Consider the following 18,668-nt stretch of genomic DNA (forward strand, 5'->3'; position numbering starts at 1 on the left):
GAGCAAGCTCCCATCTGTCCGCTCGACTTGCATGTATTAGGCACGCCGCCAGCGTTCGTCCTGAGCCAGGATCAAACTCTCCGATAAAGTAGTTTGACTGACTACGCACATCGCTGTGCGATTTATTAAAAATGAATTAACAGGTACGTTTTGTCTTGTTTAGTTTTCAAAGATCATTACTGCCGCTTAACGAAGCAGCTTTATTACTATAACATTTAGCTTCTTTTAAGTCAACAACTTTTTTCAAAGCATTTAATGAAGCTTTTAATTGTTGTCGGCTGTTTATCAGCGACGAATAATAATATATCACGGATATTATCAAAAGGTCAACACCTAATTTAAGCTGTATGTGAAGAGACATTTTATCGGTTATATTCAATTGGCCATGCTCATAAGATGTAACACAAGAATGATGGACAAGATAAGGAGGCATCATCAGTGAATCACTTCTATGTGTGGCACATTAAACGAGTGAAACAATTTATCATTATACTTATCGCCGCATTTGCAGCAGCCAGCTTTTTTTATATCCAAAGAGCTGTCCCGCTTCCCGTGTTTTCAACTGACACCGGACCTAAAGCCATTTATAAAGGAGAAACAGACTCAAAAGATATTTCACTTACTTTCGATATCAGCTGGGGTGACGAGAGAGCAGAACCTATACTTAATACTCTGAAAGCAAACGGGATTAAAAATGCGACGTTTTTCCTTTCCGCTTCTTGGGCAGAACGCCACCCCGACACAGTAGCGCGTATCGTAAAGGATGGCCATCAAATAGGGAGCATGGGCTACGCCTATAAAAACTATGCCAATTTAGAGAGCAGCGAAATAAAAAAGGATATTAACCGTGCGCAAACTGCTTTTGAAAAGTTAGGGATCAAAGACATACAGCTATTAAGACCCCCTACAGGACAATTCAATAAGAATGTTCTCACGGTCGCAAAGCAATACAATTACACAGTCGTTCATTACAGTGTAAACTCTCAAGATTGGACAAATCCCGGCGTTGAGAAAATCATCGACAATGTGACCAAGCAAGTTTCAGGAGGCGACATTATTCTTTTACACGCCTCCGACTCGGCAAAACAAACAGAAGAAGCGCTGCCTGATATCATCCATCAGCTGAAAGAAAAAGGATTAAAAAATGTAACCGTAGGTGATCTCATTGCAAATTCTGATGCCAAATCCGCAGAGGTAAAGTAATTTACTTCGCTGCAAACTTCGGCAGCATCAGCAACTGGAAAGCATTGCACGCCATTAACGGAAAAAGCATTAAATAAAGCCAGTCCTCATCATTTACTCTTAATGCAGGGAACCATTCTAATGCAGTAATCACAACCATCAAAAACAACGATGACACAAACGTTTTTCTAGAGGACTGCTTTTGCTTTATATAAGCTGTAATCACCCCAAAGATCAACAAAAATACCGGTAACCACGCATAACCAGCCATCGATTCTCCGCTCTCTCCAAAAAATAAAAAACGCACGTACATGAGATCAAAAGCAACAAACAGGATGAAAAATAACTGAAGCAAATTCCACAATGATGAGGATCTTAATATCTCAAGTGCAAACCGGTGAACTGTTAAAAACACGAAAAAGCCCATTTGGCTGATCACACTGAAAATCATGCCTACTCCGATAAACCAAAATAAAACAGAGAAAATCTGTCCCGCTTCGAAAGCAAGAAACAGCCCCCTATATTCTCCCCATTTTAAAGCAAAACCCACAATACTCGTGATAAGCGCTCCGACAGCTAAAATAGAAAAGAAAAAACGAACTAGACCACGGCTTTTCATTTCTTTATTCATCCCCTCAAAAATCGCAGACCGCGATATTTTGTTATGTATAAATCCAAACAGATGAATCATATTAAAAGTAAGACAAGTATGTGAAAGGAGCTTAAGCATGTCAAAAGCCAAAACGCTATTGATGAGCTGTTTTTTGTTATTATCTGTAACAGCTTGCGCTCCAAAAGACCAAGCAGCGGATATGGACTATGATCAGACCAAAAAAATGGTTGTTGATATATTAAAAACTGATGATGGAAAGAAAGCCATTAAGGAATTATTAAACGATGATGCGATGAATGAAGCGCTGGTGATTGACCAAGATGCGATTAAAGGAACAATAGAAAAAACACTCACCTCTAAAAAAGGTGAAGAATTTTGGAAAAACATCTTTGAAGACACTGATTTTGCTGAAGGCTTTGCCAAAACTCTTCAGACTGAGCATGAAAAAGTGATTAAAAAACTGATGAAGGATCCGGATTACCAGAAGATGCTGATGGGCGTTATGCAGGATCCGGGCATGAATAAAAAGTACAGCGAACTTGCAAAAAGCCAAGAATTCCGAAGTTATTTAGAAGAGGTTATTAACGAAACACTTTCTAGCCCGCTTTACAAAAAACAGTTCGAAGATGAGCTGAAAAAAGCAGCAAAAGATACTGCTAAAGAAAGTGAATAAAGGGAAGGCCGGGATATAGAATCCCGGTTCGCCTTTTTTATACTTGCACTGACATTTTTGCAATTATTTTTTTTGCAATGTCCTGGTATATTTCTCCGATGGGATGATTTTCGTCATAAACAGACGGCGCAAATTGATCCTTATCCCAATCAGGCTGTTTCAACGGGATTCTGCCGAGCAAAGGCACGTTTAGTTCCTCAGCTAGTTTATCTCCGCCGCCTTTACCAAAGACATATTCTCTTTCCCCAGTCTTTGCGCTTTCATAATAAGCCATGTTCTCTATGACACCAACAACCTCATGATCGGTTTTAATCGCCATAGAGCCCGCTCTGGCCGCGACAAAAGCAGCTGTTGGATGCGGCGTCGATACGATGATTTCTTTGCAGCTCGGAAGCATTGTATGTACATCGAGAGCAACGTCCCCTGTCCCAGGCGGAAGATCAAGAACGATATAGTCTACTTCTCCCCACTCTACTTCGTGGAAAAAGTTATTCAGCATTTTGCCAAGCATCGGGCCTCTCCATACGACAGGTGCATTTTCTTCTACAAAAAAGCCCATTGACATCACCTTTACCCCGAAGCGTTCAACAGGAAGAAGTTTCTCTCCCTCAATGGTTGGACGCACAGTGATACCCATCATATCCGGCACACTGAAGCCATAAATATCAGCATCAATTAAACCGACCTTTTTCCCAAGACGAGCCAGAGAAATAGCAAGGTTTACTGACACAGTAGACTTGCCTACGCCGCCTTTTCCGCTTGCTACAGCAAGAAAGACTGGCGGGTTATCCATATTTAACAGTGTTTTTTTCTCAGCTGACGGCGCCCGGAATTTAGCAACCGTTTCTTCAGGCAGCTCTTCAAATCGAAGGCCGACCGTCTCAGCGCCTGCCCCTTTTAAGACGTTTACGATCTCTTGCTGAATCTGCATTTGCTCTGCAGTTCCGGTTTTGGCAAGAGCGACTTTTACACTGACATGCCGTTTTTCAGGCTTTATTTTAATTTCCTTAACGGCATCCAATTCTCCCAGAGGTCTTTGAAGAAAAGGTTCGCGCATTTCACCGACTAGTTTTCTTACTTCATCTTCTCTTATCATCGAACCTCACCCTTTTGTGTATTCGTTTACAATCATTATTATATCATACATAAATGGCGGGTGTCTTATGCTTAGAACCATACGAAAACCCTCCTTTACTCAGGAGGGTCTCCTTTTTCTGTGAAATATCGCAAAATGCCTTTATATATGGAAGATGCCACCTTGTCCTGGTATTTCGGTTTCCCGAGCAGCATTGCTTCGCTTGGATTGGATAAAAATCCGACTTCTACAAGTGCCCCCGGTTTGGTGACGTTTTGCATTAAGTAGATACCATGAATCCGCTTTGCCTTCCGGGTTGTGTTTTCCAGGTTTCTTCTCAATTCATCCTGAATGTATTTTGCGACTTTCTCATTTTCCGCATATTTTCCGTAATAAAAGCTTTGGGCTCCGCTCCACTTTTGTGATGGAATCGCATTGAGGTGAATGCTGATATAGAGTTCAGCCTCTGAATGGTTTATTAATTTGACTCGCTGTCTTAAGTCTTCCGCTTTTCGTCTGCTGTAGCCCTTCGTTCCTTCTGGAGCTAGATCGGTATCACTTTCCCTGGTCATGATGACAAGCGCTCCTTGTTCCTGAAGGTAATCCCTGACTCTAAAGGCCACTTCCAAGGTTACATCCTTCTCTAACATCTTTCCGCCGACTGCTCCGCCGTCAGGCCCGCCATGACCTGGATCTAGATATATAATTTTCCCGCTCAAGGGCAGGCTCCACGGCTTCCAAGAATCGTTATTGCTGAACTGATACTTGAATAGAAATAGTAATACGATGAAGCCTAGCAAAAAACTGAGCCATTTAAGCTTTTTCCTCATCCCTTCCCCTCCCGCTTGTCCGTTATTACATAACTATGGGACAGGGCCGGGAAATATGATTATCGCATGCGAAGCTTACACTGTTTTTCTCTTTGGACAAATCCCTCTGTCCACCAGTCTTTAATGAACTTGCATGCTGCTTCATAGACCGTATTTTTATCAAATGTTGCGTATTGCTCGTGTATCCAATTATAAAGATAATCAAAAAACTCCAGACGAAGCTCTTCTTCTTCTCTTGCTGAGCGCGCACTGATGCTCTGCATGGATTCTCCGTAATAGCCGAATATCCCAAAACGTCCGCCTAACAAATAAGCTTCTATAGCAAAATCAATACAGCCTTCGCTAATAATATCTCTTTCATCATGTAAAAACGGAAATAATGGTTCCAGACAGTCTTTAACAGACTGAATGATTTGCCTCAGAGAGAGTTCTTTGAGCAAGTTCTTTTCTAATTCAAAATCCTTTTGGCGTTTCACATCCATAAAAGACAGTACCTCTGCCATACAAATTCACTCTCCTTTTACCGGTTATTTTGAGGTTTGGATGGTGAAACCATGCCCGAATTCGGTTGGAAATTCGCCCAAATGAAGGTGCAGAGATTGATAAAAAGAAGAGGATTTAGCAGCTTTCTACAGGGTTCGGAACAAGCGTTCTGCAAGTGATTACTAAAAAAGCAGCTCCTCTAATAGGTCGCTGCTTTTCATAATTTCACGCTTCTTGTTGCAGAATATGTATGAATATATTGGTCCAATACAAACCCGCCTTTATCTTCATAAAAACCAGTGACGATAAAACCGGCATCAATTTGGCCCTTGATTTGGTCTTCTAGAGAATGGCCGAATTCCAGAGCCTCATTATTTTCAATCAGTTTTTTCACTTTATGTTTTGGAAGATCTTCTGAGTCGGCATATGGAATGGAGTGTTTTACTTTTAGAATACCTTGCTGTTCTAACTCTACATCAAATAGGAATACGACTGGATTTACAAAACCTGAAATTAGGGCGCCGTTTCTTTTCAGTACTCGGTGCGCTTCCTTCCAGACCGGGAGGACATTCTCAACAAAAACATTGGCAACAGGATGTACAATGACGTCAAATGATTCATCCTGAAATTGACTGAGATCGTCCATGCTTCCTTTGACAGTATGTATTGTGAGGCCGTCGCGTTCAGCAACCATTCTATCCTGGTCCAGCTGTTTTTCCGAGTTATCTAATACAGTGACATCCGCTCCTGCAGCTGCCAAAATCGGACCTTGCTGGCCGCCTCCTGATGCTAAACAAAGCACCTTTAGTCCTTTGACAGGGGGAAACCAATCCTTCGGAACATCTTTCATTGGTGTTACCCTTATATCCCAATTGCCTTTTTTCGCTTGTTCGATGACATGCTGCTCAACAGCAACAGTCCATTCATTGCCTACTTCTACTTTTTGATCCCAGGCTTTGCTATTATGTTTTAACGCATTCATGAATCGTTCTCCTTATTTTATTGTATAGAGTATAACAAATATTTCTAGATTGATATCGCTTTCCCTTTGCATATTTAGAAAAAAATTCATAAAAACGCAAAAAAATCACAAAGGAGATATGTGATTTACGTCAAAAGATTTACACTTATCTCATCAAATGATGTCATTAGTGAAGAACTAATATTCATCCGGACAGATGAAGAATCAGCTGTGAGATTGAACAGGTGGGAGACCAGTTGTTAAAATGAACTGGATTGGCGACATGGCCATTAAAAACTTTGACCACCTTTCCAATCATCATTCAAGTAAATTAGCTGGTAATGAAAATGAAAGATACCATGATTATTACAACAGGGCTGTTTATAATCAAGCAATTTGCTTAGACTTCATTAAGCGTTCATTTATTTATTTTTACTGAATGCGGGGGTATGCCAAGAATTGCATATGGGCATTTTATGAAAATAAAAAAGCTCCCAACACAGGGTCGAGAGCTTTGAAAACGTAAAATTAACGTTTTGAGAACTGAGGTGCACGACGAGCGCCTTTAAGACCGTATTTTTTACGTTCTTTCATACGAGCGTCACGAGTCAGAAGACCTGCACGTTTAAGAGTTGTACGGTATTCTGGATCTGCTTCAAGCAAAGCACGAGCGATACCGTGACGGATTGCTCCAGCTTGACCAGATAAGCCGCCTCCATGTACGTTTACTAAAACATCATAAGTTCCAGCTGTTTCAGTCAAAGTTAATGGTTGTTTGATATCTTCGATTAGAGCTGCAGATGGGATGTGTTCGCTGATTTCACGATTATTAACGACGATACGACCTTCTCCTGGAACTAAACGCACACGCGCTACAGAGCTTTTACGACGGCCAGTACCGTAATATTGAACCTGTGCCAAATTGGTAACCTCCTTTTTAATTAACCGCGAAGTTCGTAAACTTCAGGTTTTTGTGCTTCGTGTGGATGCTCAGAACCACGGTATACGTTCAATTTTTTGAACATTTGACGACCTAGAGAACCTTTTGGAAGCATGCCTTTGATAGCAAGCTCAAGCATTTTCTCAGGGTAGTTTGTACGCATTTCAAGAGCAGTTCTTGATTTTAATCCGCCTGGATGTTGAGTGTGACGGTAGTAGATTTTGTCAGTTAACTTTTTACCAGTTAACTCGATTTTTTCAGCGTTGATGATGATCACATGATCTCCAGTATCAACGTGTGGTGTGTAAGTTGGTTTGTGTTTTCCGCGAAGGATAGCTGCAACTTCTGAAGAAAGACGACCTAAAGTCTTGCCAGCAGCATCAACAACTAACCACTTGCGTTCAATAGTACTTGCGTTAGCCATAGGTGTTGTACGCATTGAATTTCCCTCCTAAATGATCTGTCATTTTCAATAAACTTCGATTACGTTCTATTTCACAACACAATAAGTTCCGGGGCTTATCGTGGGGTTGAAATACATACCATATGATATCTTATAACTTTATGCAGACTCTGTCAAGAAAATATTATACACCTGGTTTAGTTGTCATAGTAAACGTTCCATAAATATAGCCCATGCCCCGGTGCTGTGCGCCCTGCCGCTTCGCGATCCTTCGCTTCCAGCATGGATTTCACATCAGCGGGAGAAATTTTTCCAATACCTGCATCAAGCAAAGTACCCGCAATAATTCTGACCATATTATATAAGAAACCGCTGCCTGTGATCCGCATTTGCAGACCGTCATCCGTCTCAGTCCAATCAAGTTCGTAAATCGTTCTTACCTTGTCCTGTACTTCTGTTTTAGTCGCGCAAAAGCTTGTAAAATCATGTGTCCCTATAAGATGCTTTGCCGCTTCTCTCATGTTCTGCACATTAAGGTGATATGAAAAATGGTAAGCGTAATGCCGTTTAAATACGTCCGGGTGTTTCTCCGTGTATACAAAGTAGCGATATTCTTTTTTGACTGCGCTAAATCGTGCATGGAACCCATCATCCGCAATTTCTGCCTGTTTGACTGCGATATCGTCCGGAAGCAGTGCATTTAAGGCATACGGCCATCTCTCCGCCGGGATAGACAGCGAAGTATCAAAATGAATCACCTGTCCGGCTGCGTGAACCCCGCTGTCTGTTCTTCCAGACGAAACGACCGGAATTCTGTCTTTCGACTTATGCAGGACAGCCAAAGCCTTCTCAAGCTCATCCTGAACCGTTCTTTTGCCCGGCTGCACCTGATATCCATTAAACAAATGTCCGTCATAAGAAATCGTGCATTTCAGTCTCATACAGCACCTCTAAGTCCTTAAGAAAAATAACAAAGCAGCCAAAATCATCAAGCTGACAATGACAGAAGTGTCTTTTCCTGTCCATACCAGCTTTCTGTATTTCGTACGTCCCTCTCCGCCTTGATAGCCCCTTGCTTCCATTGCCACAGCAAGCTCTTCGGCGCGTTTGAATGCACTGACGAAGAGAGGGACAAGAAGCGGGACAATAGCCTTCACTCTGTCTTTGACAGGTCCGCTTGTAAAGTCAACGCCTCGCGCCATCTGAGCCTTCATGATCTTATCTGTCTCCTCCATCAAGGTCGGAATAAACCGCAAAGAAATTGACATCATAAGAGCGAGCTCGTGAACAGGAAGCTTTATTTTTTTCAATGGATTCAGCAGCTGCTCCATTCCATCAGTAATCTCAATCGGTGTTGTCGTCAGCGTTAATAGGGTTGTGATTAAAATCAGATAGACGAATCTAAGAGAAATGAATATCCCTTGAACCAAACCGCCCTCGTAGATTTTGAAAACGCCTAATTGAAAGATAACCGGCCCTTCATGTGTCATTAAAATGTGAAGCAGGAACGTAAATAGGACAATCCAGATGATAGGCTTTAACCCTTTCATTAAAAAAGAGAAAGGAACTCTTGTTAATGAAACGACGCCTACTGTAAATAATCCAAGCAGCGCATATGTCTGCACATTATTGGCTAGGAATACGATACAGACAAATAAAAAGATCGTGATAAGCTTTGTTCTTGGGTCAAGCCGATGTACAAGTGAAGAGCCCGGTACATACTTGCCGATAATCATGCTGTCCATCATAAGGTCTTCTCCCCCTGAAAAAGAGCACGGATTTCAGCAGCGGCATCTTCAATTGTGAGCATAGGCTCTTTAAATCTGACACCTAGTGCAGCTTCCAGCTGTCTTTGGAATTTTATCGTTTCCGGAAGATCCAGCCCCCAGCCAGCCATCTCTTCACCTTTTAAAAATAAATCACGCGGACTGCCTGATGCTTGGATCGTGCCTTTATGCATGACAATCATTTCATCAGCGTATGCGGCTGCATCCTCCATGCTGTGTGTCACAAGGATCGTCGTCAGGTTCCCCCGTTGATGAAGCTCATAAAACATGTCCATAATCTCTTTTCGCCCTCTTGGGTCCAATCCTGCAGTCGGTTCATCAAGAACAAGCACTTCAGGATCCATTGCAAGTACGCCGGCAATCGCAACTCTGCGCATTTGCCCTCCACTTAATTCAAAAGGCGATCTGTCCAGAAGCTCTTCTGATAAACCTACAAGCTTCAGCATCTCTCTTGCCCTTTGTTCAGCATCCTCTTTTTTCACACCAAAATTCATCGGTCCGAACGAAATATCTTTTAGAACTGTTTCTTCGAATAATTGATGCTCAGGAAATTGGAAAACGATTCCGACTTTTTTACGAAGGGTTTTCAGCTCTTTATTCTTTTTCCCTGCCTGAATAACAGTGCTGCCTAGTGATATCTGTCCCTTCGTCGGCTTCAAAAGACCGTTCAAGTGCTGAAGAAGAGTGGACTTACCAGAGCCTGTATGCCCGATAACAGCTACATAGCTGCCTTCTTTAATCGATGCATTGATATCATACAGTGCAAGGCGCTCAAACGGCGTCTTCATCTGATAACGATGCTCTACATCTTTGATTGTAATGTCCATAGCTCTTTCACCAGCCCTTCCTGGGTCAAATGATTTTCTTCCAAAGCCAGTCCATTTTCTCTTAAAAGCTGGCTAAGCTGGAATGAGAAGGGTAAATCAAGCCCGATTTGAACAAGTTCCTTATTCAATTTAAAAATCTCTTCAGGCAGCCCTTCGGCATATTTTTTACCGCCATTCATGACAATGATCCTGTCTGCTTTTGCTGCCTCATCCAGATCATGTGTGATTGAAATGACAGTCGCCATGCCCTGCTCCTTTAAATGTCTTACCGTTTCAAGCACTTCTTCTCGCCCGATCGGGTCAAGCATAGATGTTGCTTCATCTAAGATAATAATATCAGGACGTGCGGCAATAACCCCCGCAATCGCAACTCTCTGCTTTTGGCCTCCGGAGAGATGGTGCGGCTCTTGATCGAGAAAATCTTGCATATTCACCTGTTTTACTGCCCAGTCTACTCTCTCAATCATTTCTTCCCGCGGTACACCATTGTTTTCTAAACCAAAAGCCACATCATCGCGAACTGTCGTTCCGACAAATTGGTTATCCGGATTTTGAAAGACCATACCTATTTTCTTACGCACTTCCCAAACCGAATCCTCTGTCAATTGAATCCCGGCAACCTTTATGTCGCCTGATTCAGGAAGGATTAAACCATTCAATGCCCGAGCCAGTGTTGATTTCCCTGAACCGTTATGACCTACAATTGCAAGCCATTCACCCTCATACACCTGCAGGGAGACGCCGTCTAGTGCTCGTCTTTCTGCGTCTTTCCGATATCGAAAAACGATATCCTCTACCGATATCAACTGATTTTGATTCATGGAAAACCGGCCTCCTCTCAGCTAATGCTCTGCTTTTCTCTCTATATAAAAAGTTGCAGTATCTAAAAAAAGGGCATAGATCCAGTTAGAAACTGTCCCGCCCTTCTTTAGATACACAAAAAATATGTGATTAAACCAATTCGATAATTGCCATTGGTGCTCCGTCACCACGGCGAGGACCAAGCTTCATAATACGTGTGTATCCACCTTGGCGCTCCTCGTAACGAGTTGCAATGTCAGAGAATAATTTTTGAAGTGCATCTTGGTTATTTTCTTCGTTTGCAACCTCGTTGCGGATGTATGCAGCAGCTTGACGGCGAGCGTGAAGATCACCGCGTTTGCCAAGCGTGATCATTTTTTCAACTACAGAGCGAAGTTCTTTCGCACGTGTTTCAGTTGTTTCGATTCTTTCGTTGATGATCAAATCAGTTGTAAGATCACGAAGCATAGCTTTACGCTGTGCACTCGTACGTCCTAGTTTTCTGTATGACATGTGATGTCCCCTCCTTTATTGAAATGCTGTATCTGAATAATAAACACACGAAAATCCTAGTTCACAAGGGAAACTAGTCAATCGTCTTTGCGAAGTCCGAGTCCAAGTTCTTCTAGTTTCGCTTTCACTTCTTCAAGTGATTTGCGTCCTAGATTACGAACTTTCATCATATCTTCTTCCGTCTTGTTCGCAAGCTCTTGAACCGTGTTAATACCCGCACGCTTTAAGCAGTTGTAAGAGCGAACAGAAAGATCCAATTCTTCAATTGTCATTTCAAGAACTTTCTCTTTTTGATCTTCTTCTTTTTCAACCATGATTTCAGCATGCTGAGCTTCGTCAGTTAAACCAACGAATATATTAAGGTGTTCAGTTAAAATCTTTGAACCAAGCGCAATGGCTTCTTTCGGTCCAGTGCTTCCATCAGTCCAAACATCAAGTGTAAGTTTATCATAGTTTGCAACTTGGCCTACACGAGTGTTCTCTACCTGATAAGATACACGAGAAACTGGCGTATAGATAGAATCGATCGGAATCACGCCGATTGGCTGATCGTCTCTCTTGTTTGCGTCAGCAGGCGTATACCCACGTCCTCTTTGAGCAGTAAGGCGAACTCGGAAACTCGCATTCTCACCAAGAGTTGCGATATGAAGATCAGGATTTAAGATCTCTACATCACTATCGTGTGTAATATCAGCTGCCGTTACAGTTCCTTCACCCTGTACATCAATTTCTAGCGTCTTCTCTTCATCAGAGTAGATTTTCAATGCAAGCTTTTTAATGTGTAAGATAATCGTTGTAACATCTTCCACAACGCCTTCAATTGTCGAGAATTCGTGCAGTACACCATCTATCTGGATTGATGTTACAGCGGCACCAGGGAGTGAGGATAAGAGGATACGACGTAAGGAGTTACCCAGAGTTGTACCATATCCACGCTCAAGTGGCTCTACGACAAACTTACCAAATTTGGCATCGTCGCTGATTTCAACCGTTTCGATTTTTGGTTTTTCAATCTCGATCATTACTTAAAACCCTCCTTCAAAACGTCGAAACCTCGAATAGAATCATATGAGATTCCATCCGAAATTCCCCATTGTTTAGTCCCGTATGTGCTCAGGCAACGAGTCGGTGCATTCGTTTCATAAATAACTGTATCATAACCCATTATTGACAGGGACACAAAATCTATACAAACAAATTACACGCGGCGACGTTTTGGTGGACGGCATCCGTTATGAGGAACAGGAGTTACGTCTCTGATAGCAGTGACTTCTAGTCCAGCAGCTTGAAGTGCACGGATTGCAGCTTCACGGCCTGAACCAGGTCCTTTAACAGTAACCTCTAGAGTTTTAAGACCATGTTCGATTGAACCTTTAGCAGCTGTTTCTGCAGCCATTTGTGCAGCAAAAGGAGTAGATTTACGAGAACCTCTGAATCCTAAAGCTCCGGCACTAGACCAAGAAATAGCATTACCATGAGTGTCAGTGATCGTAACGATCGTGTTATTGAAAGTTGAACGAATATGAGCAATTCCAGACTCAATATTCTTTTTCACGCGACGTTTACGCGTGTTAGATTTACGAGCAGCAGCCATTGTTTAAGAACCTCCCTTACTTATTTTTTCTTGTTAGCTACAGTACGACGCGGACCTTTACGAGTACGCGCATTGTTTTTAGAGTTTTGTCCGCGAACAGGTAATCCTCTGCGATGACGGATTCCGCGGTAGCTTCCGATTTCGATCAGACGTTTGATATTAAGAGAAACTTCACGGCGAAGGTCACCTTCTACTTTCAGTTTGTCAATAATATCACGGATTTTACCAAGTTCTTCTTCAGTAAGATCGCGCACACGAGTATCTTCTGAAACTCCAGCTTCTTTTAAAACTTGCTGAGCCGTTGTGCGGCCAATTCCGAAGATGTATGTTAAAGAAATAACAACACGTTTGTCACGTGGGATATCTACACCAGCAATACGAGCCATTCTCTGGGCACCTCCTTATAAATTATCCTTGTTTTTGTTTATGCTTTGGATTTTCACAGATCACCATTACTTTTCCTTTTCTGCGAATAACTTTACATTTTTCGCAGATTGGTTTAACTGATGGTCTCACTTTCATGTGTTTCCAACCTCCTTCAGTTTCCGGAGTGCTTTATTTGTAACGGTACGTAATCCTGCCACGAGTTAAGTCATATGGAGATAATTCTACCGTAACTTTGTCTCCAGGTAAAATGCGAATGAAGTGCATGCGGATTTTACCAGATACGTGAGCCAAAACAGTGTGGCCATTTTCAAGTTCAACTTTGAACATCGCGTTTGGCAGTGTTTCGACTATCGTACCTTCCACTTCAATTACATCGTCTTTCGCCATTCAAGTGTTCTCCCTTCTTCAAATCAGTAACTTGCTTTCTGACAAATTTCAAAAGAAGTTTGTCACACGCCCTGTTTCGTTTATACTGTTCTGAACTTCCGGAGATACGCAATCATAAAGGGTTAAATGATTGATATTCTTTTTCTTAGGAGAATGTAATGTACGCATTTCTCCGTCTGCTGTTAGTACATTGATGATGGTCAACAATCCCAATGACAACGGCAAGGTGAATTCGGTCCTGCCAATGTTCATCCAAACTTTCTGCCCTATCAAGCCGGAAAAACATCTGTCTTCAGAATTATTTTCATCACCTAGACTCTCGTCAGTATATCAAAACCCGTTTCCGTAATCGCAATCGTATGTTCAAAATGAGCACACTTTTTCCCATCTACCGTTACAACCGTCCAGTTATCAGCCAATGTTTTCACGTAGCGGCTGCCAGCGTTCACCATAGGTTCAATAGCGAGAACCATGCCAGGTTTGAGCCGTGGTCCTTTGTTGGGCGGACCGTAATGAGGAATTTGCGGGTCCTCATGCAAGTCTTGACCAACACCATGTCCGACATACTCCCTAACAACTGAAAACTGCTCATTTTCGACATACGTTTGTATTGCGTGGGAAATATTCGACAAACGTTCACCTGGTTTTGCTTCCTGCAAGCCTTTATATAAAGACTCCTCTGTCACTTCCAGAAGTTTTTTGTCATCATCGCTGATGTTTCCTACCGGATATGTCCATGCAGAGTCACCATGATAACCATTTAATTTAGCACCGATATCAATACTGATGATGTCACCGTCCTTCAGCACCCTGCTGCCAGGAATGCCGTGAACGAGTTCTTCATTAACTGATACGCAAATGCTCCCGCGAAACCCATTATACCCCTTAAAAGATGGGATTGCACCCTGCTTCTTAATAAAACGTTCGGCAATTTGATCCAATTCTTTTGTCGAGATTCCTGGTTTAATGTGCTTTTTTAGCTCTTCATGAGTTAAAGCCACGATTCGCCCTGCTTCCCGCATGATACCAAGTTCACGTGGGGTTTTACAGATAATCATTTTTTTAATCCTCCAAGAAGATCCTTCACATCTGCATAAACGTCTTGAATGTCCTGTTGGCCATTCACGTTTGCAAGATACCCTTTCTCAGAATAGAAATCGAGTAAAGGCTGAGTTTGCTTCATGTTTACCTCAAGCCGTTTAGAGACGGTTTCCTCATTATCATCTGCCCGTTGATAGAGTTCGCCTCCGTCTTTATCACAAATACCCGGCGTTTTCGGCGGATTAAAGACTAAATGATAGGTTGTGCCGCAAACACTGCAAATTCTGCGTCCAGTCAGACGCTCCATCAGAGCATCTTTGTCGACTTCAATGTTAATGACATAATCAATCGGCTTGCCGTATTCCTCAAGAATTTCTTCAAGAGCTTCGGCTTGAGCGACTGTTCGCGGAAATCCGTCCAGAAGAAAACCTCTTTCACAATCGTCTTTGCCAAGTCTTTCTTTTACAATTCCGATTGTGACTTCGTCAGGTACGAGCTCTCCCTTATCGATATAAGATTTTGCTTCGAGTCCGAGTGGTGTTTCTTCTTTCATAGCAGCACGGAACATATCTCCTGTTGAGATATGAGGAATCCCATAATCCTCAACAATTCGTTCGCCCTGTGTGCCTTTACCGGCACCAGGAAGCCCCATTAAGACTAAGTTCATTCGGATTTCCCCCGTCCTCTCTTTATTAAGAGGGAATGGATAAATCCATTTCCTCTAGTTTTTCATAAATCCACGGTAGTTTCGTTTCACCAACTGGCTTTCTAGTTGTTTCATTGTCTCCAAGGCTACCCCGACAACAATTAACAAAGATGTTCCGCCAATTTGTGCACTTTGAGGCAATCCAGCGAATTGAATGAAAAAGATAGGAAGAATGGAAATCACGGCTAAGAATATAGAACCCACAAACGTAAGTCGATACAAAATGCTCGTAATTCTATCTTGAGTCATTTTCCCTGGACGAACCCCCGGGATATAGCCACCCTGTTTTTTAAGGTTATCAGCCATTTGTTCAGGATTAACCTGTACAAAAGCATAAAAGTACGTAAAGGCAATAATCAACGCAACATATATCGCCATACCCACCGGATGCGTATTATCAAAGTAGTTTTGAATCCACTTTGTCACATCGTTTGTTCCAAAGAATGACGCGATCGTCCGCGGCGTTATCAAAAACGCAACCGCAAAGATTACAGGAATAACCCCTGCAGGGTTCACTTTCAATGGAAGGTGTGTAGACTGACCACCGCCAGCAGGTGAACGACCTGTGCCTTTAGCATATTGAATCGCAATTTTCCGTACGGCTTGCTGAATGAAAATAACTCCAACAATAACTGCTAAAATCGCAATCACAAGAAGTGCGACTTTCACAATATGAATAAACAACTGATCGTTGCTGCCGACAAATTGAGTCTCATATATTTGTCCAATCGTTTTTGGAATACTAGCCACAATCCCCGCGAAGATAATGATCGATATTCCGTTGCCTACTCCATGAGACGTAATTTGTTCTCCAAGCCACATTAAAAAGGCAGTTCCGCCAGTGAGCACTAAAGCAATGATGAGATAAGTCGATATACCGGATTTTTCAATCAGCATACCGTTTGCCAGATTGTTGAATCCGTATGACATACCTAACGCCTGGATGAAACCAAGCACAATCGTAAAGTACCTTGTGAACTGAGCTAATTTACGGCGGCCAACTTCACCTTGCTTAGACCACTCGGTAAACTTCGGTACAACATCCATCTGAAGCAGCTGAATGATGATCGAAGCCGTGATATAAGGAGTAATTCCCATTGCAAAAATGGAGAATTGGTAAAGCGCACCGCCGCCAAATGTATTAAGGAGATCAAAAACACCCATTTGAGACTGTGCCTGTAACGCTTCAGCGTTAACATAAGGCACAGGAATAAACGCACCTATGCGAAAGACGATAAGCATGAGTAAAGTGAATATGATTTTATTCCTGATATCACTCACACGCATAAAGTTGGAGATTGTTTTAAACAAGTTAGATCACCTCAGCTGTACCGCCAGCAGCTTCAACAGCTTCTTTCGCAGAAGCAGAGAATTTATTGGCTTTTACAGTTAATTTTTTCTCTAATTTACCGTTGCCAAGAATCTTTACTCCTGCATTAAGTTTGCTAATAACACCAGTCTCAAGAAGAAGTTCAGGAGTGACTTCCGTTCCTTCTGCAAAACCGTTCAATTTGTCTAGGTTGACTACAGCGTATTCCTTGCGGTTGATGTTAGTAAAACCGCGTTTAGGAAGACGTTGGAATAAAGGCATTTGTCCCCCCTCGAATCCTGGGCGTACACCGCCGCCAGAACGAGCGTTTTGACCTTTGTGACCTTTACCAGCTGTTTTACCGTTGCCAGAACCAATACCACGACCTACGCGATTACGCGTTTTGCGTGAACCTTCTGAAGGTTTTAATTCATGAAGTTTCATTAGGACACCTCCTTATCCGATCAATTATTTTTATTGTTCTTTAACAGAAACTAAATGAGATACTTTATTAATCATGCCACGGATCGCAGCGTTGTCTTCATGAACAACAGTTTGGTTTGTTTTCTTTAAACCAAGCGTTCTAACAGTAACGCGTTGATCTTCCGGGCGACCGATTACACTTCGTTTGAGGGTAATTTCTAATTTAGCCATTAATGTTCCCTCCTTATCCTAACAGTTCTTCTACAGATTTTCCACGAAGCTTCGCAACCTCTTCAGCACGCTTAAGTTCACTTAAGCCTTGAAGTGTTGCACGAATCATGTTGATCGGTGTGTTAGAACCTAAAGACTTAGAAAGGATGTCAGATACACCAGCAAGCTCAAGTACCGCACGTACAGGGCCTCCAGCGATAACTCCAGTACCTTCAGAAGCAGGTTTTAACAAGATGTTACCTGCACCGAAACGTCCGATGATTTCATGTGGAATTGTAGTTCCAACCATTGGTACTTCAATTAAATTCTTTTTCGCATCTTCAACAGCTTTGCGGATCGCTTCTGGTACTTCTTGTGCTTTACCAGTACCGAATCCTACGTGTCCGTTTTTGTCACCGACAACGACTAGAGCTGCGAAGCGGAAACGACGACCACCTTTAACAACTTTCGCTACGCGGTTAACCGTAACTAAGCGTTCTTCTAACTCTAATTTGCTTGGGTCAATACGACGCATAATCATGTGTCCCTCCTTCTTTTATTAAAATTTAAGTCCAGCTTCACGAGCGGCATCAGCCAAAGCTTTTACACGTCCATGGTATAAGTATCCGCCACGGTCAAATACTACTTCAGAAACGCCTTTTTCAGCAGCGCGTTTTGCAACTAATTCTCCAACTTTAGTAGCAGCAGAAGTATCTCCAGTGCTTTCAACGTTCAAGTCTTTATCGAGAGTAGATGCACTAGCAAGTGTAACACCATTTACATCATCGATGATTTGAGCGTAAATGTGCTTGTTAGAACGGAAAACGTTCAGACGCGGTCTTTCAGCAGTACCGGAAAGTTTAGCGCGAACACGAGCGTGTCTTTTAAGACGAGCAGCATTTTTGCTAGTTTTCGTTATCATCTAGGTCACTCCTTTCTTCACTTTAAGCGATCTTACTTAGCAGATTTACCTTCTTTGCGGCGAACAACTTCACCTTCGTAGCGGATTCCTTTACCTTTGTAAGGCTCTGGAGAACGTACAGCGCGGATGTTAGCAGCAATAGCTCCTACACGTTCTTTGTCTGTACCTTTTACAACTACTTTAGTTTGAGAAGGAACTTCGATTTCGATGCCTTCTTCAGGAACGATCTCAACAGGGTGAGAGTATCCAACGTTTAAAACAAGTTTATTTCCGGATTTAGACGCACGGTAACCGACACCGACTAATTCCAAACCTCTTTCAAATCCTTTAGATACACCTTCAACCATGTTGCCAAGCAGACTGCGAGTTGTACCATGCAGTGCACGGTGCTCTTTTTGATCAGAAGGACGAGTGACTGTAAGCACATTGTCCTCTACTTTAATTTCCATATCAGGGTGAAACGTACGAGTTAATTCTCCTTTTGGTCCTTTCACAGCTACAGTGTTGTTATCGTTTAACGTTACTGTAACATCAGAAGGAATCTCAAGTAACTTCTTACCTACACGAGACATACCAAACACCTCCATTCATGTTAAACTTC

At 42.3% G+C, this 18,668-nt stretch carries 27 protein-coding genes and 1 rRNA gene; 2 read left to right on the forward strand and 26 right to left on the reverse strand.

The annotated features are described in order from the left end of the window. Nucleotides 1-87, reverse strand: a 16S ribosomal RNA gene (locus KHQ79_RS04270); the annotation flags it as partial. Between the two features lie 351 nt (nucleotides 88-438). Here KHQ79_RS04270 and pdaB point away from each other — a divergent pair. Beyond that, entirely contained in the window at nucleotides 439-1,203 is a 765-nt protein-coding gene (gene pdaB / locus KHQ79_RS04275; protein ID WP_225514271.1) for a polysaccharide deacetylase family sporulation protein PdaB, read from the forward strand. A 1-nt stretch (nucleotide 1,204) separates the two neighbouring features. On the opposite strand, the gene kbaA is transcribed toward pdaB, so the two are convergent. Beyond that, nucleotides 1,205-1,801, reverse strand: coding sequence for a KinB-signaling pathway activation protein (kbaA, locus tag KHQ79_RS04280; protein ID WP_060397797.1), 597 nt, complete (start codon nucleotides 1,799-1,801; stop codon nucleotides 1,205-1,207). A gap of 109 nt (nucleotides 1,802-1,910) precedes the next feature. On the opposite strand from kbaA, the gene gerD reads away from it, so the two are divergent. After that, a complete protein-coding gene (gene gerD, locus KHQ79_RS04285) occupies nucleotides 1,911-2,468 on the forward strand; it encodes a spore germination lipoprotein GerD (protein WP_003241955.1) in 558 nt (185 codons plus the stop codon). Between the two features lie 37 nt (nucleotides 2,469-2,505). On the opposite strand, the gene salA is transcribed toward gerD, so the two are convergent. The 24 genes from salA to rplF all read right to left on the reverse strand — a co-directional run bounded on the left by salA (nucleotide 2,506) and on the right by rplF (nucleotide 18,639). Beyond that, complete coding sequence (salA, locus tag KHQ79_RS04290; protein ID WP_003241957.1) at nucleotides 2,506-3,564, reverse strand: iron-sulfur carrier protein/transcriptional regulator SalA; 1,059 nt, start codon at nucleotides 3,562-3,564, stop codon at nucleotides 2,506-2,508. 95 nt (nucleotides 3,565-3,659) lie between these two features. Continuing rightward, nucleotides 3,660-4,373, reverse strand: a complete 714-nt coding sequence (cwlD, locus tag KHQ79_RS04295; protein WP_003241959.1) for an N-acetylmuramoyl-L-alanine amidase CwlD — start codon at nucleotides 4,371-4,373, stop codon at nucleotides 3,660-3,662. A gap of 59 nt (nucleotides 4,374-4,432) precedes the next feature. Further along, nucleotides 4,433-4,876, reverse strand: coding sequence for a YbaK family protein (locus KHQ79_RS04300; RefSeq protein WP_003241961.1), 444 nt, complete (start codon nucleotides 4,874-4,876; stop codon nucleotides 4,433-4,435). 197 nt (nucleotides 4,877-5,073) lie between these two features. Continuing rightward, complete coding sequence (locus KHQ79_RS04305; protein WP_088111656.1) at nucleotides 5,074-5,838, reverse strand: class I SAM-dependent methyltransferase; 765 nt, start codon at nucleotides 5,836-5,838, stop codon at nucleotides 5,074-5,076. 507 nt (nucleotides 5,839-6,345) lie between these two features. Beyond that, a complete protein-coding gene (gene rpsI / locus KHQ79_RS04310) occupies nucleotides 6,346-6,738 on the reverse strand; it encodes a 30S ribosomal protein S9 (protein WP_004399691.1) in 393 nt (130 codons plus the stop codon). 20 nt (nucleotides 6,739-6,758) lie between these two features. Then, a complete protein-coding gene (gene rplM / locus KHQ79_RS04315; RefSeq protein ID WP_003241966.1) occupies nucleotides 6,759-7,196 on the reverse strand; it encodes a 50S ribosomal protein L13 in 438 nt (145 codons plus the stop codon). Between the two features lie 161 nt (nucleotides 7,197-7,357). Next, nucleotides 7,358-8,101, reverse strand: a complete 744-nt coding sequence (truA, locus tag KHQ79_RS04320; protein ID WP_060397795.1) for a tRNA pseudouridine(38-40) synthase TruA — start codon at nucleotides 8,099-8,101, stop codon at nucleotides 7,358-7,360. Nucleotides 8,102-8,110: 9 nt separating this feature from the next. Further along, complete coding sequence (locus KHQ79_RS04325) at nucleotides 8,111-8,908, reverse strand: energy-coupling factor transporter transmembrane component T family protein (protein ID WP_019257284.1); 798 nt, start codon at nucleotides 8,906-8,908, stop codon at nucleotides 8,111-8,113. After that, a complete protein-coding gene (locus KHQ79_RS04330) occupies nucleotides 8,905-9,774 on the reverse strand; it encodes an energy-coupling factor ABC transporter ATP-binding protein (RefSeq protein ID WP_003241974.1) in 870 nt (289 codons plus the stop codon). The genes KHQ79_RS04325 and KHQ79_RS04330 overlap by 4 nt, the downstream gene beginning before the upstream one ends. Beyond that, a complete protein-coding gene (locus KHQ79_RS04335; protein ID WP_003241976.1) occupies nucleotides 9,750-10,595 on the reverse strand; it encodes an energy-coupling factor ABC transporter ATP-binding protein in 846 nt (281 codons plus the stop codon). Before KHQ79_RS04335 ends, KHQ79_RS04330 begins: the two co-directional genes overlap by 25 nt. Nucleotides 10,596-10,725: 130 nt before the next feature. Further along, on the reverse strand, nucleotides 10,726-11,088 hold the full coding sequence (rplQ, locus tag KHQ79_RS04340; RefSeq protein ID WP_003225836.1) for a 50S ribosomal protein L17: 363 nt from the start codon (nucleotides 11,086-11,088) through the stop codon (nucleotides 10,726-10,728). Nucleotides 11,089-11,165: 77 nt separating this feature from the next. Then, nucleotides 11,166-12,110, reverse strand: coding sequence for a DNA-directed RNA polymerase subunit alpha (locus tag KHQ79_RS04345; protein WP_003225835.1), 945 nt, complete (start codon nucleotides 12,108-12,110; stop codon nucleotides 11,166-11,168). Nucleotides 12,111-12,286: 176 nt separating this feature from the next. Next, the gene (gene rpsK, locus KHQ79_RS04350) at nucleotides 12,287-12,682 is read right to left on the reverse strand and encodes a 30S ribosomal protein S11 (RefSeq protein WP_009966385.1); all 396 of its coding nucleotides are present in this window, start codon (nucleotides 12,680-12,682) and stop codon (nucleotides 12,287-12,289) included. A gap of 20 nt (nucleotides 12,683-12,702) precedes the next feature. Beyond that, nucleotides 12,703-13,068, reverse strand: a complete 366-nt coding sequence (gene rpsM / locus KHQ79_RS04355; RefSeq protein WP_003235095.1) for a 30S ribosomal protein S13 — start codon at nucleotides 13,066-13,068, stop codon at nucleotides 12,703-12,705. A gap of 22 nt (nucleotides 13,069-13,090) precedes the next feature. Beyond that, nucleotides 13,091-13,204, reverse strand: a complete 114-nt coding sequence (gene rpmJ / locus KHQ79_RS04360; protein ID WP_003156543.1) for a 50S ribosomal protein L36 — start codon at nucleotides 13,202-13,204, stop codon at nucleotides 13,091-13,093. Nucleotides 13,205-13,237: 33 nt separating this feature from the next. Beyond that, on the reverse strand, nucleotides 13,238-13,456 hold the full coding sequence (gene infA / locus KHQ79_RS04365; RefSeq protein WP_003156508.1) for a translation initiation factor IF-1: 219 nt from the start codon (nucleotides 13,454-13,456) through the stop codon (nucleotides 13,238-13,240). Between the two features lie 311 nt (nucleotides 13,457-13,767). Next, nucleotides 13,768-14,514 carry a type I methionyl aminopeptidase gene (map, locus tag KHQ79_RS04370; protein ID WP_003225828.1) on the reverse strand — a complete coding sequence of 249 codons (747 nt, stop codon included), beginning with the start codon at nucleotides 14,512-14,514 and terminating at the stop codon, nucleotides 13,768-13,770. Then, nucleotides 14,511-15,164: an adenylate kinase gene (locus tag KHQ79_RS04375; RefSeq protein ID WP_003241987.1), complete on the reverse strand. Its 654-nt coding sequence runs from the start codon at nucleotides 15,162-15,164 to the stop codon at nucleotides 14,511-14,513. Before KHQ79_RS04375 ends, map begins: the two co-directional genes overlap by 4 nt. 54 nt (nucleotides 15,165-15,218) lie before the next feature. After that, nucleotides 15,219-16,514 carry a preprotein translocase subunit SecY gene (gene secY / locus KHQ79_RS04380; RefSeq protein ID WP_019257282.1) on the reverse strand — a complete coding sequence of 432 codons (1,296 nt, stop codon included), beginning with the start codon at nucleotides 16,512-16,514 and terminating at the stop codon, nucleotides 15,219-15,221. Between the two features lies 1 nt (nucleotide 16,515). Beyond that, the gene (gene rplO / locus KHQ79_RS04385; protein WP_003225819.1) at nucleotides 16,516-16,956 is read right to left on the reverse strand and encodes a 50S ribosomal protein L15; all 441 of its coding nucleotides are present in this window, start codon (nucleotides 16,954-16,956) and stop codon (nucleotides 16,516-16,518) included. A 30-nt stretch (nucleotides 16,957-16,986) separates the two neighbouring features. Further along, nucleotides 16,987-17,166, reverse strand: a complete 180-nt coding sequence (rpmD, locus tag KHQ79_RS04390; RefSeq protein ID WP_003156497.1) for a 50S ribosomal protein L30 — start codon at nucleotides 17,164-17,166, stop codon at nucleotides 16,987-16,989. Between the two features lie 13 nt (nucleotides 17,167-17,179). Continuing rightward, on the reverse strand, nucleotides 17,180-17,680 hold the full coding sequence (gene rpsE / locus KHQ79_RS04395) for a 30S ribosomal protein S5 (RefSeq protein ID WP_029316747.1): 501 nt from the start codon (nucleotides 17,678-17,680) through the stop codon (nucleotides 17,180-17,182). A 24-nt stretch (nucleotides 17,681-17,704) separates the two neighbouring features. Next, nucleotides 17,705-18,067 (reverse strand): 50S ribosomal protein L18, encoded by a 363-nt coding sequence (rplR, locus tag KHQ79_RS04400; RefSeq protein ID WP_060397793.1) that lies wholly within the window; start codon nucleotides 18,065-18,067, stop codon nucleotides 17,705-17,707. A gap of 32 nt (nucleotides 18,068-18,099) precedes the next feature. Next, entirely contained in the window at nucleotides 18,100-18,639 is a 540-nt protein-coding gene (rplF, locus tag KHQ79_RS04405) for a 50S ribosomal protein L6 (protein WP_003241996.1), read from the reverse strand. Between the last annotated feature and the right edge of the window lie 29 nt (nucleotides 18,640-18,668).

The organism is Bacillus sp. TSO22 (assembly GCF_020223595.1).
GTDB lineage: Bacteria > Bacillota > Bacilli > Bacillales > Bacillaceae > Bacillus > Bacillus inaquosorum.

Coding starts and splice junctions, on each gene's coding strand:
- rplF (WP_003241996.1), bottom strand. CDS start 18,639: ATGTCTCGTGTAGGTAAGAAGTTACTTGAGATTCCTTCTGATGTTACA.
- rplO (WP_003225819.1), bottom strand. CDS start 16,956: ATGAAACTTCATGAATTAAAACCTTCAGAAGGTTCACGCAAAACGCGT.
- rpsK (WP_009966385.1), bottom strand. CDS start 12,682: ATGGCTGCTGCTCGTAAATCTAACACGCGTAAACGTCGCGTGAAAAAG.
- KHQ79_RS04335 (WP_003241976.1), bottom strand. CDS start 10,595: ATGAATCAAAATCAGTTGATATCGGTAGAGGATATCGTTTTTCGATAT.
- rpmJ (WP_003156543.1), bottom strand. CDS start 13,204: ATGAAAGTGAGACCATCAGTTAAACCAATCTGCGAAAAATGTAAAGTT.
- KHQ79_RS04305 (WP_088111656.1), bottom strand. CDS start 5,838: ATGAATGCGTTAAAACATAATAGCAAAGCCTGGGATCAAAAAGTAGAA.
- KHQ79_RS04345 (WP_003225835.1), bottom strand. CDS start 12,110: ATGATCGAGATTGAAAAACCAAAAATCGAAACGGTTGAAATCAGCGAC.
- KHQ79_RS04325 (WP_019257284.1), bottom strand. CDS start 8,908: ATGATGGACAGCATGATTATCGGCAAGTATGTACCGGGCTCTTCACTT.
- truA (WP_060397795.1), bottom strand. CDS start 8,101: ATGAGACTGAAATGCACGATTTCTTATGACGGACATTTGTTTAATGGA.
- cwlD (WP_003241959.1), bottom strand. CDS start 4,373: ATGAGGAAAAAGCTTAAATGGCTCAGTTTTTTGCTAGGCTTCATCGTA.
- rplQ (WP_003225836.1), bottom strand. CDS start 11,088: ATGTCATACAGAAAACTAGGACGTACGAGTGCACAGCGTAAAGCTATG.
- rpsM (WP_003235095.1), bottom strand. CDS start 13,068: ATGGCTCGTATTGCTGGTGTAGATATCCCACGTGACAAACGTGTTGTT.
- salA (WP_003241957.1), bottom strand. CDS start 3,564: ATGATAAGAGAAGATGAAGTAAGAAAACTAGTCGGTGAAATGCGCGAA.
- gerD (WP_003241955.1), top strand. CDS start 1,911: ATGTCAAAAGCCAAAACGCTATTGATGAGCTGTTTTTTGTTATTATCT.
- KHQ79_RS04300 (WP_003241961.1), bottom strand. CDS start 4,876: ATGGCAGAGGTACTGTCTTTTATGGATGTGAAACGCCAAAAGGATTTT.
- rplR (WP_060397793.1), bottom strand. CDS start 18,067: ATGATAACGAAAACTAGCAAAAATGCTGCTCGTCTTAAAAGACACGCT.
- infA (WP_003156508.1), bottom strand. CDS start 13,456: ATGGCGAAAGACGATGTAATTGAAGTGGAAGGTACGATAGTCGAAACA.
- map (WP_003225828.1), bottom strand. CDS start 14,514: ATGATTATCTGTAAAACCCCACGTGAACTTGGTATCATGCGGGAAGCA.
- KHQ79_RS04375 (WP_003241987.1), bottom strand. CDS start 15,164: ATGAACTTAGTCTTAATGGGGCTTCCTGGTGCCGGTAAAGGCACACAG.
- rpmD (WP_003156497.1), bottom strand. CDS start 17,166: ATGGCTAAATTAGAAATTACCCTCAAACGAAGTGTAATCGGTCGCCCG.
- rplM (WP_003241966.1), bottom strand. CDS start 7,196: ATGCGTACAACACCTATGGCTAACGCAAGTACTATTGAACGCAAGTGG.
- KHQ79_RS04330 (WP_003241974.1), bottom strand. CDS start 9,774: ATGGACATTACAATCAAAGATGTAGAGCATCGTTATCAGATGAAGACG.
- rpsE (WP_029316747.1), bottom strand. CDS start 17,680: ATGCGTCGTATTGACCCAAGCAAATTAGAGTTAGAAGAACGCTTAGTT.
- kbaA (WP_060397797.1), bottom strand. CDS start 1,801: ATGAAAAGCCGTGGTCTAGTTCGTTTTTTCTTTTCTATTTTAGCTGTC.